12 protein-coding genes are annotated in these 13,010 nt (G+C 43.5%); all 12 read right to left on the bottom strand.

Annotated elements, in window-relative coordinates:
• Window positions 1-94 precede the first annotated feature (94 nt).
• Window positions 95-670, bottom strand: coding sequence for a TerD family protein (locus tag ACR64G_RS08340; protein WP_435978842.1), 576 nt, complete (start codon window positions 668-670; stop codon window positions 95-97).
• A gap of 132 nt (window positions 671-802) precedes the next feature.
• On the bottom strand, window positions 803-3,109 hold the full coding sequence (gene rlmKL, locus ACR64G_RS08335; RefSeq protein ID WP_435978841.1) for a bifunctional 23S rRNA (guanine(2069)-N(7))-methyltransferase RlmK/23S rRNA (guanine(2445)-N(2))-methyltransferase RlmL: 2,307 nt from the start codon (window positions 3,107-3,109) through the stop codon (window positions 803-805).
• A 181-nt stretch (window positions 3,110-3,290) separates the two neighbouring features.
• Window positions 3,291-4,478, bottom strand: coding sequence for a mechanosensitive ion channel family protein (locus ACR64G_RS08330; protein WP_435978840.1), 1,188 nt, complete (start codon window positions 4,476-4,478; stop codon window positions 3,291-3,293).
• A 130-nt stretch (window positions 4,479-4,608) separates the two neighbouring features.
• Window positions 4,609-6,090: a dihydrolipoyl dehydrogenase gene (locus ACR64G_RS08325; protein WP_435978839.1), complete on the bottom strand. Its 1,482-nt coding sequence runs from the start codon at window positions 6,088-6,090 to the stop codon at window positions 4,609-4,611.
• A gap of 47 nt (window positions 6,091-6,137) precedes the next feature.
• Window positions 6,138-6,653 (bottom strand): peroxiredoxin, encoded by a 516-nt coding sequence (locus tag ACR64G_RS08320; RefSeq protein ID WP_435978838.1) that lies wholly within the window; start codon window positions 6,651-6,653, stop codon window positions 6,138-6,140.
• A 162-nt stretch (window positions 6,654-6,815) separates the two neighbouring features.
• Complete coding sequence (locus ACR64G_RS08315; RefSeq protein ID WP_435978837.1) at window positions 6,816-7,145, bottom strand: hypothetical protein; 330 nt, start codon at window positions 7,143-7,145, stop codon at window positions 6,816-6,818.
• Window positions 7,146-7,298: 153 nt separating this feature from the next.
• Window positions 7,299-8,093 (bottom strand): 7-cyano-7-deazaguanine synthase QueC, encoded by a 795-nt coding sequence (gene queC, locus ACR64G_RS08310; RefSeq protein WP_435978836.1) that lies wholly within the window; start codon window positions 8,091-8,093, stop codon window positions 7,299-7,301.
• A gap of 305 nt (window positions 8,094-8,398) precedes the next feature.
• On the bottom strand, window positions 8,399-8,983 hold the full coding sequence (locus ACR64G_RS08305; RefSeq protein ID WP_435978835.1) for a FixH family protein: 585 nt from the start codon (window positions 8,981-8,983) through the stop codon (window positions 8,399-8,401).
• A gap of 121 nt (window positions 8,984-9,104) precedes the next feature.
• On the bottom strand, window positions 9,105-10,514 hold the full coding sequence (gene ccoG / locus ACR64G_RS08300; protein ID WP_435978834.1) for a cytochrome c oxidase accessory protein CcoG: 1,410 nt from the start codon (window positions 10,512-10,514) through the stop codon (window positions 9,105-9,107).
• 526 nt (window positions 10,515-11,040) lie between these two features.
• A complete protein-coding gene (gene ccoP, locus ACR64G_RS08295; protein WP_435978833.1) occupies window positions 11,041-12,189 on the bottom strand; it encodes a cytochrome-c oxidase, cbb3-type subunit III in 1,149 nt (382 codons plus the stop codon).
• Entirely contained in the window at window positions 12,186-12,368 is a 183-nt protein-coding gene (locus ACR64G_RS08290; RefSeq protein WP_435978832.1) for a cbb3-type cytochrome oxidase subunit 3, read from the bottom strand. The genes ccoP and ACR64G_RS08290 overlap by 4 nt, the downstream gene beginning before the upstream one ends.
• Window positions 12,368-13,006 (bottom strand): cytochrome-c oxidase, cbb3-type subunit II, encoded by a 639-nt coding sequence (gene ccoO, locus ACR64G_RS08285; protein WP_435978831.1) that lies wholly within the window; start codon window positions 13,004-13,006, stop codon window positions 12,368-12,370. Before ccoO ends, ACR64G_RS08290 begins: the two co-directional genes overlap by 1 nt.
• Window positions 13,007-13,010 lie beyond the last annotated feature (4 nt).

The following is a 13,010-nucleotide window of genomic DNA, read 5'->3' as shown; positions in this document are numbered from 1 at the left end:
AAAAATACGATAGCAAGTAGGGTCAAAAAATAGACCGTCACTCGCTATCGTATAAAAGCTAATAGCTAAATCTGATAGCTACTGATAAGCGGTATTAGATATCAACGCCGTACTGCTGACACATCGCTTGCAAGCCGCCTGAATAGCCTTGACCAACCGCGCGAAATTTCCATTCGCCGTTATGACGATACACTTCACCAAATACCATTGCCGTCTCGACAGAGTAATCCTCTGCCAAATCAAAACGTACCACTTCAGTACCACTCTCTTCGTTGACAACGCGGATAAATGCATTGGCCACTTGACCGAAGTTCTGGCTACGAGCGGCGGCGTCATGGATAGTTACCGTCACGACAATCTTATCGACGTCGCTTGGTACTTGGGTCAAATTAACTTTGACCAGCTCATCATCACCGTCGCCTTCACCTGTGCGATTATCACCAGTGTGCTCGACCGCACCGTTATCAGATTTGAGCTGATTGTAAAAGATAAAATCATGATCGCCGCGCACCTTGCCTGCCGTACTCAGCAAAAACACGCTGGCATCAAGATCAAATTCAGCACCAGAGGTCGCACGCTCATCCCAGCCAAGGCCGATAAGTAATTTGGTTAGGTTGGGATCGGTTTTGGTTAGCGATAGATTACCGCCTTTATTTAATGATAAAGCCATAATGGCATCCTTTTTATTAGAATAAATTTATTTACTGACGTCGATTAAATTAAGCAATCGTAATTCAGCAACGCTCTATCATAACAACAAAAAAAGTCCTAATCAAAGCCGCATTTGACGGTGTTTTGGTTATCAGCGTTGACGTATCTCAAAACTTTGGTGAATAGGTTTTTTGATATTAAAATCAAAGCCAATCGTTTGATGCGTAACGTCAGTAATGTCATAACGCTCGATTAATTGTTCGTCCAATTCAAAACGGGTGAAGTTGTTTGAGAAGTAGAGCACACCGTCTGCGGTAAGCCGGTTCATCGCGCGATTGATCAGGGCAGCATGATCACGCTGGACATCAAAGGTGCCTTGAAACTTCTTGGAATTAGAAAAAGTTGGCGGGTCGATAAAGATAATATCGAACTGCTCAGTGTTGTCTTTGATCCACTCAAAGATATCGGCGGCGACAAAAGCGTATTTATTACCGCTCACGCCCAAGCCGTTTAGCGCAAAGTTTTGCTTACCCCAATCGAGGTAATTTTGTGATAGATCGACGCTGGTGACTTTTTTGGCACCCGCGAGCGCGGCGTGTACGCTGGCAGTACAGGTATAGGCAAATAGATTTAGCACTGATTTGCCGCGACTATTGGCTTTGATACGCGCGCGCATATTACGGTGATCGATAAACAATCCAGTATCAAGGTAGTCGGTAAAGTTGACATAAAAATAGGCGTCGTCTTCACGTACGATATAGAATTTACCTTTTTTCTCAGTAGTGGCTTGCTTACTATATTGATCATTGCCAGATTGGCGGGCGCGGGTCTTGATAAAGACTTGCTCACGATTGATATCGAACACTTCACGAATACCCATTAGCGCTAGATTGAAGCGTTTTTTGGCGGTCTCTGGTGGAATAGTTTTGGGCGGCGCGTACTCTTGTACATGCGCACAATCACCGTAGATATCGATAGCGACCTTAAAATCTGGTAGATCAGCATCATAGACACGCACGTTACTGACGTTGTCTTTTTTAGCCAGTTTTTTGAGTTTACTCAGATTTTTTTGTAAGCGATTGATGAAGTCCTGACCTTCATCCACCTCAATATGACGCTTCTCAAACTGAGTGACCAGATTGACGGCTTGAGCTGCGATAAGTTTACCATAGCGGAAGTAGACGGTAATCGCACCATTATGACAGCGTAGGGTCTGCGGCTCTTTAATCGGCAAGATATCGACTTGTTCGACATTGGCGGCCAAAATACCAAGCATAGGATCAATACTGCTACCTGCGAAGCTATCTTGAATAATGAGTCCTAGTGATTGATACAGCGGTCTTATCATATCCTCTTCACCTAAGCGCTCGCCATAAGGCGGGTTGGTGATAATTAAAGGAGTATTCAGTCGACCGTCTAGTGCCATAGGACGTAGTGTGCTTTTAAGCTTATTTAGCGCCTGCGTCTCGATATCGAGCAGTGGCAGCAGATCCTGAAGACCTGCGGCGATCAGGTTTTTTTCGGTAGCGATAATTGCGCCCGCGTCCGCATCAAATCCTAACATAAGCGGCAAAGTATCAGGCTGCTCAAGGGCAATAGCTAGCGCCTCGCAATGACGAGTTTGCGCCTCATCTATCATCGATTGCCATAGCGTCTCATCATGATGCTGCCACTCATAAAAGCCGAACTGATTCGCGGCCTTGTCGATGCCGACTGCGTAATCACAGTGCATAAGCAGGGCTTCGATAATAAAAGTACCCGAGCCGCACATAGGATCAACCAAAGCATTATAAAACGGCGTACCATCGCTGTTTTTTTGGTGCCAGCCGGCGCTATAGAGTAGGGCGGCGGCCAGGTTTTCTTTTAGCGGCGCGTCCGTCATTGCTACGCGATAGCCACGGCGGTGTAAGCTGGTACCAGATAGATCTAAATACAGCTCAGCTTGCTTGTCATTAACAGTGGCAAATATCGCAAAATCTGGGTTTTTGCTATCGACGTTAGGACGACTCTCAAAAGCTTCATTAAAGGTATCAGCAATAGCATCTTTGACTCGTAGCATTGCAAATTGCTGACTAACGGCTACTCGTTTATCGACAGACAGACGAATAGCAAAGGTCTGCTCTAGGCTAAATTGCTCCGTCCAGTTAACTGACTTGGCGAGGTTATATAATTGTTCTGCTACATCGTATTCGGTATTGAGGTTTTTACGCTTGATGAGCATCAAGACTCTAGATGCCACACGTGACCATAGGCATATGGTGTACAAGTCGCGCAAGGTACCGTTAACACTAAGACGTCCTGTACTTTTGATGTCGCTGGCAATACCGAAACTATCAAGCTCAGTTTGTAGCGGCGTCTCAAGCCCATCGGCACAAGTGATAACAAAGTCGTAGGATAGATCAGGAGAAGTTACTGACGCTGATACTGTCATAGAGGCGGGCGCGGTTGGTTCGGTCATACAGATACCTGGCTAAAAAAGCGGATCAAAGAATAATAAGATAACCGATGATTTTATCATACATCAAAGGCTATCGCTTAAAGGACTCGCCAAATTGGGATATAAAAGGATAAATATTAGGACACAATTTCTAGCGTAGGCTCATAAATATAATTCTAATCTTCAAAGGTAAGGTTAGAGCTTATTTGCTGTCTTTGGTTAATGAGACATCAGGATCTATCGCCTGCGTTGTTGTCGCAAAAGGCTTGGTTGGGATAGGGTAGTCGACGTCTTTTGGCATGAGCAGACGCATGTGTGGATAAGGGGTCGATATATTAGCGGCATCAAAAGCATTTTTGATATGTTCTTGCATGTCCTCTTTAATCTTAGGCATACGGGCGACAGAGGCGGGCTTGACCCAAAAGCGCACGATAAAGAATACGCCGTACTCTCCAACTTCGTCCACAGTTGCTGACGGTTCAGGACGAGACAGCACAACCTCAGTATCGCTAAGCACTTGAATGATTTGCTCGCGTGCTTGGCTGATGTCATCTTCAAATGCGATCCGTACACGGACATTAAAGCGCACAAAGTTCTTTGAGGTCAAATTGGTAACCTCGGAGGAGGCCATGTTGGAATTAGGAATGATAACGGTGATATTGTCGCGGGTCAAAATATGGGTGGTTCGCAAAGCGATGACGACAACTCGGCCCTCGTTGTCGTTGATATTAATCCAATCACCAACCTGAAAAGACTGTTCGAGCAAAATAGTAATGCCAGCGATAAAGTTGGCAAGCGTCGATTGCGCCGCAAAGCCGACGGCCAAACCGACGATACCTAAACCTGCGACCAGTGAGACAATATCGAACCCAAATTGCGCCATGACACTGGCTAAACCGAGCACCAGCAAAATCACAGACAAAATATTTTTAAGAAGCTGCTCAATAGAGGCATTTAGACCATAATGCTGTAACACTTTATGAATAATTTGACCCGACGAGGTCCATAACACGTAATAGATACCTGCCCAAATACAAGCCTTGGCCGTAGCCTTTACCGTAGTAGGTTCAAAATTGATCTGACTCATAATCGCAATCAGACTGGCTACGATCCAAATATAGCGCAGCACTGAACGCATAATTTTTTCACGGCGATCACTTAGGCGAATACGCGCCTTATTTTGTTTGATAAGATAAATAAATAACCAATAAAAAAATCCCAATACCGCAAGCAGTATTAGGATTTTGATACCGGTACTGACTAAGTCAGCCGCTTGGGACGACCAGTCAAAAGAGTCCTCTTCTATCGAGCCGCCAATTGCTAAATACAGGCTGGTATAGAGATCACGCATAATCTCCTTGAAAAAATCAGTAACGCCAGCGATTGTCATTATCTTATCCATGCCCCTTTAGATAATAAGCTACTGGTCTTTAGTCAGTCAGCAACCCATCATCGATTTTAACCTACATAGGGGCGGGTTTTATGCCCGTTATGTTTGATAGCTTTTAGATCAACAAAGATTAAGAATTGTCTTTTTGGGTATCAATAGTCTGATAAGGGATATCCATCTTATGCTGAACATCACGCAATGCTGAGCGTAGTCCCTCTAAGATAGTAGGGTGATAAAAAGGCGCATCTAGTAGCTGTTTTACCGTGATATGGTTCGTGATTGCTGTGGCTAAAATATGAGCGATGTACTCAGCATCTGGCCCTACCATACTAGCACCAAGTACTTTGTCCGTGTTTTTACAACCATAGATATGGAGTAGACCACAATTGACACCCATAATACGGCTACGTCCTTGGTTATCAAAGCTGGCTTCACCAATCACAAATTCTAGATCAGATTCCTCTTTGATCTCAGGTAATGACATACCAACATTAATGATTTGCGGCGCACAAAATACGATAGACATAGGGGTTGCAGGCTTGCGAAGATAAGCCCCTGAGTTATCTGGACACACAGAACTACCGGCACTAAAGCCTTCATCACTTGATACGTGCAAGAGTGGAATATGAGTGTTGGCATCACCAACAATATACACGTCAAGATCACCTATTTTTCCCGTGTTAATATCTAAATCCTTTGGACGGTTTTTGTCATCGAGTTCAACTCCCAAATTTTCAACCCCTAACTCGTCGATACTGTTACGACGGCCAGTCGCAACTAGTACATAATCGCCCTGCCAGTAGCCCTCGTTATCATTTTTGTCAGTGTAGTTAATAAAGGCGACTAGATGACCATTGTCATTGTGCTGCGCCCCTAGCTCGTCGATGCTACTTTTCAAGTTCATCGTCATCTCACCGCCTAAGCAGTCGATGGCTTTAGCGTTGATATCCTCGTCTTTAAGACCTGCCACACGATTGTTTTGATTAAATAGCGTGACAGATACGCCAAGACGCGCAAACGATTGTGCAAGCTCTAACCCTATTGCGCCTGCACCAATCACCGCCATTGAATCAGGTAAATCCGATAATTCAAATACCGTGTCTGAGGTGAGCATAGTCTTGCCAAGTTTGTCCGCCCAGCCTTCAGGGATAAACGGTGAACTACCTGTTGCAACGATAATCTTGTCCGCCTGAATCAACTCATCGTTGACTTCAATTAGACCCTCTTTATTGATATGCGCGCGCCCTGATATTTTTTTGTCATCAGGCCAGCTATCTACCTGCTTTTTGAGATAACTCTCAAAATGGCTACGCTCCGCTTGAACGCGTGCCATGACTTGCTTCCCGTTTATAGTCACGTCACTATGAATACCAAATTCTTCAGAGTACTTGGCTTCATGAGCACGATCTGCCGCCGCAATGAGCAGTTTACTTGGCATACAACCTACTGTGACGCAGGTCGTTGTCCAAAAACCATCATTGATAATGACCGTATTCTTGATAGTGTTGTTGGCTTGACGAAAAGCGTTTTGACCTGCTGTGCCTGCACCGATGACGGCAACCGTCACTTTGCGAGTGATCTCTTTTTTGGTTTGGTTTGAATCGTTATTCATAGTATTCCTAGATTATTGTTTTAATCAAAAATTTTGGCGTTTGGTTCTTATGGTTCAATGTTAGAAGAAGGGCTGAGTACTTCGATCAATCTATCAGTATATCCCTTAGCACGTAAATTACGCTGTGCGTGAGTCAGCATGCCTTGCTTGTCAAAGACAAAGGTAGAGCGCACTAATCCCATAATCTTTTTGCCGTACATGTTTTTTTCTTTTATGACCTCAAAATATTGGCATAACTTTTCGTCTGTATCGCTAATAAGCGAGATATGCAAATCCTGCTTATCAATAAAATTTTTGTGAGAGTCGATGCTATCGCGAGAGACGCCGATAATACTATACCCTAAATCATCAAAGGTATTGATATGGCTTGTAAATTCAGTCGCTTGCACCGTACAACCAGGAGTATTGTCTTTAGGATAAAAATAAAGTATCAGACCCTTATTTGTATTGGCTAGTAGCTCTTTTAGACTGAAATCTTCGTGAATGAAGTGACCCTCTAGCTTACGTACTAACGCCACTGGAAAATCAGGTAGAGCAATAGTCTCTGAAGTTGGTTTTGCCATGACAATGGTACCTTGTTTGATTTTATCTAGAAAAATGAAGTCATATATATGCGCATAGCTTATTAGTTTTACATTTCACTCAATTCTTGGCAACGACTAACAACAAAAAAAGACCAGCAACTACTGATCTTTTATATATCTTTACCTAAGTTTTGTATAAATCTATGCAGGTTTTTGCGGCTTTTTAAGATCCAAACCTACGGTGCACTGTTGCAAGTCTTGTTGCATTTTTTGGACATAGGGCAGTCCTGAGGGATTTTTTTTATCCATCGCGTAACTCTCTATCTCCCACATCTGACCAATAGTCATACTACTGCGCACATTAATAGTGCAATTACATAACTTGGTCGCAGTGCTCTTATCAGCGACTTTATATTTGACCGCACCATTGACACAAGTATTGATATTTTCTTGCTTAATGTTTGCAGCATTTGCTTGCGGGATAGTGACAAAACCAATTAGAGCTAGGGGCAATATAGATAACCACTTCATAATAATCCTTTAATTAATGACAGACGTAGCTGTAAGATAGCAATTATGGATCATTAATAAAACCGTAGGCGTGCTGTCATGATGCAATCAAATGTTACGCTTTTATGCAGACTGCGCAATTTGATGCCTCTTGTTTATTATTTATTCTAAAAACTACCTTTTTTTATAGTGAGGTTGATAATGAGTAGGATCAACCGCGCCTGCTTGAGCGAAGCCTTGACGACGTAGCGTGCAGCTATCACAAATGCCGCAAGCTAAGCCCTTGGCATCCGCTCGGTAACAAGAAATAGTCTGAGCATAATCGACGCCAAGCGATAATCCAAGCTCAATTGTCTGTGCCTTTGACAGCTGTTGCAAAGGCGTTTGAATACTTAAATGATGACCTGTCACACCAGCTTTGGTCGCAAGATTAGCCATCGTCTCAAACGCTGCGATATATTCAGGACGGCAATCGGGATATCCTGAATAATCGACTGAGCTGACACCGATGACGATGTGATTAGCGTCAGCGACCTCAGCGACTGCTAAAGCGTAAGATAAAAATATCGTATTGCGAGCAGGCACATACGTATTCGGAATAGCGTCATTATCAATCTCATCATGCTTTTTATCAGGGGACTCAGTATCACCGTCAGGCACAATCATACGGTGATCGGTAAGCGAGGAGCCGCCAAGTTGGGCGATATCGATATCGATAACACGATGACTGATCTTAGCAGCATGAGCAATAGATTTTGCAGCAACAAGCTCACTATTATGGCGCTGACCGTAATTGAAGCTGACTGCTGTGACACTGGCATAACGCGCCTTTGCCCAGTACAAACAAGTCACTGAATCAAGACCGCCCGATAGCAATACAACCGCGTTTTGAGTGCTGCTAGTGATATCGTTTGTAGTGTCAGTGTCAGTGTCAGTGTCAGTGTCAGTGTCAGGAACAGAAATAGTCATAAATGTCTCATGATTTGGAGTGACGTCTATCCTCAAAAACGACGTCTAATATATTAAAGCTCGCCATTTTAGCAAATTTATTCTTTGTACATAAGCACAGAGTATAGGTTGAAGTCACCGCTACGCTTCTTGATAGCTAATAAAGTCTAGCAATACGTTTGATATTGCTAATACTACAAAGGTCATAAGTTATACTAAAAGTCATTAATCTAAAACTATAGTCATCAATTTAATGCTATAAATTCTAAACCAAAATACCAGCCACTTATAGGCTGGTATTTATAACCATAGTATCACTTTATCTATTAACCTGATTTACCAAAAACGGGTAAAGGATCAAAGCTGACCTTAGAGCGCGGTAATCTAGCAACGTCACGCATGCGCCAATCATCAGCGCCGTCACTACTCACTTGTAAGTAGTACTTGGCTGTGAGCGGATCTATATCGACTTGCGCTGTATATTTATTGTCTTCTTGATGTGTCAACACAACATCGCGATCTTTTTTGATATCGGTGGCATGAGAGATAGACAAGTCCAAAGTATCAGGATAGGTGAGGGCAGTACCGTTTTTTAGTTTACCCGTTTGCATACTTTGCTCAGGATAATTGAGATAAAAGGTAATGTCACCGCTATCAGAAAAACGCATATCACCATGTATATCCAAGTCATAAGTCAGCTTGTCTCGCGATACATCATGATATAGCGTCTTGCCATCCATGTACCAGTCATCACGTACCACGCTATCTCGAATCTGATAAGAGTAATACACGAAAAAAATACAGGCCACAACGACAAACGCAGGCAGACCAATGACAAAAATAATCACCATGTAATTCTTGTACCATGGCTGGCTGTCTTGATGTTTAAAATTTGGTGATGGGGTAGACATAAAGCACCTGCTAAATATAGTATAAATGATGACGCGGCTATACCGATGTAGATCGATAAATGAGTAAAAAGCCGCGATTTATTCTGACGCTTACTACCACACTCAAGCTATCAATATAAGCTTACTGCCCTTGCGTAGTGAAGACATTGTCTTTACTAACGCTATATTGACCGTCCTCGCTTATAACATTCAAGGTAATAGGCGTCTGACCAGACGCAACTACAGCTGGGTCACCGTAGACGCTAACTGACATATCAAAGCTCTCGCCTGCTACTAGTGGCACATCATTAAAGCGTAGCTGTAAACTTAAGCCCTCTTGCGGCGCCAAAGTAATTTTGTAAGTGTGTTCATCTTGAGTCTTATTCGTAAGTTTAACCACATAGCTGTTCTCTATCATGCCCTGTGCGTTCATCGAAGAGAGTTGGTTTCGATCACGGCGTATATCAATCTCCAAAGGCACACGATCAGTTAAGGCAAAGATCAGGCCACCACATAAAATAGCAAGTAGCGCCAGATAAGCAAAGAGGCGAGGGCGTAGAACGCGGCTTGGTGTTTTTTCAGCCAGTTGACGCTCAGTAGTATAGCGAATGAGCCCGCGCGGATAGCCGACTTTGTCCATAACCTCATTACATGCATCGACACATGCAGCGCACTGAATACAAGCAACTTGCAAACCGTCTCGAATATCAATACCCGTTGGACAGACCTGAACACACATCGTGCACTCAATACAATCTCCCAAATCATCAGGGTTGGTGCCTTTTTTACGGGCTCCACGTGGCTCACCGCGCTCATAATCATAAGAGACAATAAGCGTGTCTTTGTCGAACATGACGCTTTGAAAACGTCCGTAAGGACAGATCTGAATACACATCTGCTCGCGCATATAACCGGCGTTGGCATAGGTTGCGAACGTAAAAATAAACATCGACACCCAAATCCAAGTTGGCCAATCAGGGAACGGAATGATTCCAAACATCTGCCAGCTACCAAAGACATAGTTTGTACCAGCGACATAGCTAACAAAGGTTGCTGCGGTCACAACAGAGAGTACAAACCAAATCAGATATACCAAACTTCGTTTAAAAGCTTTGGTAGGTCCCATCGCAGATTTATCAAATTTGATACGTTTGTTGCGATCGCCAATGACCCACTTTTCAATATGTTGGTATAGATGCGTCCAAATGGTTTGCGGGCAAGCATAACCACACCAAACGCGACCTGCAAATACCGTCACCATAAATAAAGTAAACGCTGCAATCAGTGCAAAAGCTGCGATAAAATAAAAGTCTTGGGTTAAAAATGTCATACCAAAGATATAATAATGCTGGGATGGCACATCAAACCAAATCGCTTGTCTGCCATCATAACGCAGCCACGGCAGTAACAAAAACGCTGCTAATAGCGCATACATAGTCACCACACGAATATTTTGGTAAAACCCTGTCACAAATCGTGTATGTACGCGTTGTTTGGTAGCGTCTAGGTCAATCTGTTTGATAGGTATTCTATTTGGCTGCGATGCTGACATAAACGTGCCTCTATAAAAAATCAGTCTATTAAGACCTTTAATAGCAGTTGAGTCTCAAGGAACTAATAGTGCAACAATGAATGTCGCCAAGCCTATACTTATTGTTATTTAAGCAATCTAAGGAGCTAGAATAACGACTTGGTACATGCCTTCTATTTTATCATTACCCCTACTATAAATGGGGAGGTAATCAAAAAAAACAATCATATACTAGGGCGTATCATCAATTAGCACATTGACTCATTTAGTGGTCTTAAAATGGTTAAATTTTGCCAAACATTGTCAAACAACTGGTTAATATCTCGATATTATCTGCGCTATTTTCCTTGTTGACTGCAATTTTTCTCATTTTAAGCCTCACAATCTAAATGATGACACGCCCTAAGAATGGTAAGCGGCAATTAAACCCAGAATGTTAGTCGAAGGATACAGCGTAAGCATTGCGCTAATTGCCAAAGATACACTTATAAAAAAAGGAGGGCTGTAATGACAACCCTCCTTTTTTGACGCATTTTAATACGATGAATTAATTCGCAATCGCAACATTACCATCGACTTTTGCAGTTGTCGCCGCTGTCATGGGCGCAGGTGTACTACGCTGATTGGTTCTATCTGACAACGAGTACACATAAGCCGCTAAGAGCATGATACGCTCGTTTCCAAGCTTGGTTTCCCATTCAGGCATCACACCAGCACGACCATAACGTAAAGTGTCACGGACATTTTCACGTTCGCCGCCATATAACCAAATCGTATCCGTAAGATTTGGCGCACCTGCTGAAATCATACCTTTGGCGTTCTGACCATGGCATAACGCGCAGTTTTTGGTAAAAATAACTTCGCCTTGAGCAACTAAAGATTGATCAAGCTCACCATTCTTAGTACTACCATTATTCGGTGATAACGATAGAACATATTCTGAAACGTCACGTACGCCTTCTTCACCAAGCTGATCACGCCATGCAGGCATACCGCCGATACGACCATTATGAAGCGTTGTCAAAATATTAGTCGCTTCACCACCGTATAACCAGTCATTGTCAGTTAAGTTAGGATATCCTAAAGCGCCTTTGGCATTAGAGCCATGACATACCGAGCAGTTCTGTAAGAAGAGACGGCTACCCACTTTGAGTGCATTTGGATCTTGCGCCAGCTTTTCTACAGCAGGAGAGAGAGCTGCGATCTCTTCGTCAATTCGAGTCTGCAAGTCAGCCGGCGGATTATCACTACGACGCATAGTCGCTTGCAACTCTCTTAGCTGATTGAGGGTACTTGTAGCATTTGCCGCATTTGCTTTAACCAAAATGCTTTGCTCAAAATTGTTCGTAAAGATTTTGTTATTCTCTTCAAGCTCACTAAACAGCTCGTTCTTTGACGTCCAAGGAACGGTTTCGCCATCAACTTCTACCGTCGCGACACCATTCCAATGCGATGGCAAAATACCTGGGAAAAACACCCAGTAAGCAACGCCCCAAACGATTGAGCCAAAAAATATCACCAGCCACCATTTGGGCAGCGCTTTATCATACTCTCGAATACCATCATACTCGTGCCCAGTCGTGCCATCTTCTTCTACGGTAGGCTTGTATTTGATTACAAACAGCAAGACCCCAAGAATAAAGACCCAACACCCGATACTGAGTATAGTTATCCAAGAACTCCAAAAAAATGTCATGGTTTATCCTTATTGCGCTGCTCATCAGACAAAGATTTAATATGCTCGTCATCAAGCGCAAGTTGTGCATCTTCTTCGAAGCGTTTTTTGTTTTTTGGTGAATACGCCCACCAGGCAACACCAATAAAGGCGATGAAAGCAGAAACGGTTGCGATTGTCTGTAGTTCACCAATACCCATTAGCGCTGTCCTTCCATTGCGGTACCTAATTGCTGTAAATAAGCAACTAGAGCGTCAAGTTCAGTGGCACCCAGTACCGCATCAGGAGCACCATCGATATCTTCTTGCGTATAAGGGACGCCAAAACGGTCGCGGAACAATTGCATTTTGCTCTGTACCTTGACGCCATCAACTTCGCTGGTTGCAAGCCAAGGGAACCCTGGCATAACAGACTCAGGAACCAAAGATCTTGGCGCAATCAAGTGCTGCTTTTGCCAATCTTCAGAATAGCGCCCACCAACCCGTGCTAGGTCAGGACCTGTACGTTTAGAGCCCCAAAGAAAAGGGTGATCCCATGTCGATTCTGCAGCGCGTGAGTAAGGACCGTAGCGCTCAACCTCGGCACGTAATGGACGTACCATTTGCGTATGACAAACGTGACAGCCTTCACGAATATAGATATCACGACCTTCAAACTCAAGCGCCGTCCATGGTTCCATGGAGGGCAGAGGCTTATTCACTCCGCCCGCTTCAGCAGGTTTGTAATCATATATTAAAGGTACGATCTCAACGAGCGTTGCAAAGCTAATTGCGATGACGATACCGATAACGAGCAAACCTGTGTTTTTTTCAATAATTTCATGCGGTGTACCAGCCATGATT

The sequence above is a fragment of the Psychrobacter sp. DM4 genome, from assembly GCF_051307035.1.
GTDB lineage: Bacteria > Pseudomonadota > Gammaproteobacteria > Pseudomonadales > Moraxellaceae > Psychrobacter.
Note: the sequence above shows the minus strand (reverse complement) of the source record. Positions and strands in the feature narration are given on the sequence as shown.

Bases quoted from the DNA above. Each gene is read 5' to 3' on its own strand.
- ccoG (WP_435978834.1), bottom strand. From the start codon at position 10,514: ATGTCAGCATCGCAGCCAAATAGAATACCTATCAAACAGATTGACCTA.
- ccoP (WP_435978833.1), bottom strand. From the start codon at position 12,189: ATGACATTTTTTTGGAGTTCTTGGATAACTATACTCAGTATCGGGTGT.
- ACR64G_RS08290 (WP_435978832.1), bottom strand. From the start codon at position 12,368: ATGGGTATTGGTGAACTACAGACAATCGCAACCGTTTCTGCTTTCATC.
- ACR64G_RS08320 (WP_435978838.1), bottom strand. From the start codon at position 6,653: ATGGCAAAACCAACTTCAGAGACTATTGCTCTACCTGATTTTCCAGTG.
- ACR64G_RS08305 (WP_435978835.1), bottom strand. From the start codon at position 8,983: ATGTCTACCCCATCACCAAATTTTAAACATCAAGACAGCCAGCCATGG.
- ACR64G_RS08330 (WP_435978840.1), bottom strand. From the start codon at position 4,478: ATGACAATCGCTGGCGTTACTGATTTTTTCAAGGAGATTATGCGTGAT.
- rlmKL (WP_435978841.1), bottom strand. From the start codon at position 3,109: ATGACCGAACCAACCGCGCCCGCCTCTATGACAGTATCAGCGTCAGTA.
- ACR64G_RS08340 (WP_435978842.1), bottom strand. From the start codon at position 670: ATGGCTTTATCATTAAATAAAGGCGGTAATCTATCGCTAACCAAAACC.
- ACR64G_RS08315 (WP_435978837.1), bottom strand. From the start codon at position 7,145: ATGAAGTGGTTATCTATATTGCCCCTAGCTCTAATTGGTTTTGTCACT.
- queC (WP_435978836.1), bottom strand. From the start codon at position 8,093: ATGACTATTTCTGTTCCTGACACTGACACTGACACTGACACTGACACT.
- ccoO (WP_435978831.1), bottom strand. From the start codon at position 13,006: ATGGCTGGTACACCGCATGAAATTATTGAAAAAAACACAGGTTTGCTC.
- ACR64G_RS08325 (WP_435978839.1), bottom strand. From the start codon at position 6,090: ATGAATAACGATTCAAACCAAACCAAAAAAGAGATCACTCGCAAAGTG.